The 1,500-nt window shown below is 65.2% G+C and carries 2 protein-coding genes; both read left to right on the top strand.

Going from position 1 to position 1,500, the window contains the following annotated elements; all coding sequences use genetic code 11:
• On the top strand, positions 1-303 hold a 303-nt coding region (locus FJ949_RS30145), incomplete at its 5' end, for a proton-translocating transhydrogenase family protein (protein WP_140501642.1).
• 1 nt (position 304) lies between these two features.
• Positions 305-1,500 (top strand): NAD(P)(+) transhydrogenase (Re/Si-specific) subunit beta (locus FJ949_RS30140; RefSeq protein WP_140501640.1); only part of this gene is annotated, 1,196 nt, incomplete at its 3' end.

Genomic DNA, 1,500 nt, shown 5'->3' with positions numbered 1-1,500 from the left:
GCGCTGTCGGGCGGCGCCATCGATCCCTTCGTCTTCCGCCTGGCCATCTTCGTGCTGGCGATCTTCGTCGGCTATTACGTCGTCTGGTCGGTGACGCCTGCGCTGCACACGCCGCTGATGGCCGTCACCAACGCCATCTCCTCGGTCATCGTCGTCGGCGCGCTGCTTGCCGTCGGCATCGCCGCCTCCGGCGTCGCCGCGGGCTTCGGCTTCGTCGCGCTGATGCTGGTGTCGGTCAACATCTTCGGCGGCTTCCTCGTCACCCAGCGCATGCTGGCAATGTACAAGAAGAAGGACAAGTGACGTGACCGTCAATCTCGCCTCCTTCCTCTATCTGGTCTCCGGCATTCTCTTCATCCTGGCGTTGCGCGGCCTGTCGCACCCGACCACCAGCCGGCAAGGCAATCTCTACGGCATGATCGGCATGGGCATTGCCATCGCCACCACGCTGGCGCTGGCCACGCCATCGGCTGGACGCTTCGGCCTGATCGTGCTCGGCCTTGCCATCGGCGGCGGCGTCGGCGCCGTCACGGCCAGGCGCATCGCCATGACCTCGATGCCGCAACTGGTCGCCGCCTTCCACTCGCTCGTCGGCCTTGCCGCCGTCATGGTGGCGGCCGCCGCCATCTATGCGCCGGAAAGCTTCGGCATCGGCACGGCGGGCGACATCCACGCCCAGGCGCTGGTCGAAATGAGCCTGGGTGTGGCCATCGGCGCCATCACCTTCACCGGCTCGGTCATCGCCTTCCTGAAGCTTGACGGGCGCATGTCCGGCAAGCCGATCATGATCGGCGGCCGCCATTTCATCAACATCGCGCTTGGCATCGCCTTGGTCGTGCTGATCGTGCTCTTGGTCACCACCGAATCGAAGCTCGTCTTCTGGCTCATCGTTGCCGCATCGCTGGTGCTGGGCGTGCTGCTCATCATCCCCATCGGCGGCGCCGACATGCCGGTGGTGGTGTCGATGCTCAACTCCTATTCGGGCTGGGCGGCGGCCGCACTCGGCTTCACGCTCGGCAATCTGGCGCTGATCATCACCGGCGCCCTGGTCGGCTCGTCGGGTGCCATCCTGTCCTACATCATGTGCAAGGGCATGAACCGCTCCTTCATCTCCGTCATCCTCGGCGGCTTCGGTGGTGAGACCGCAGCCGCGGGCGCTGATGATGGGATCGAGCGCACGGTCAAGCAGGGCTCGGCCGACGATGCGGCCTATCTGATGATGAACGCGCAGAAGGTCATCATCGTGCCTGGCTACGGCATGGCCGTCGCCCAGGCCCAGCACGCACTGCGCGAGATGGCCGACAAGCTCAAGGCCAATGGCGTCGACGTCAAATACGCCATCCACCCCGTGGCCGGCCGCATGCCGGGCCACATGAACGTGCTCTTGGCCGAAGCCAACGTGCCTTACGACGAAGTGTTCGAGCTCGAGGACATCAATTCCGAATTCGCGCAGGCCGACGTCGCCTATGTCATCGGCGCCAACGACGTCACCAACCCGTC

Source organism: Mesorhizobium sp. B2-4-1, from assembly GCF_006442185.1.
GTDB lineage: Bacteria > Pseudomonadota > Alphaproteobacteria > Rhizobiales > Rhizobiaceae > Mesorhizobium.
This window is presented reverse-complemented; position numbering and strand designations above follow the sequence as displayed.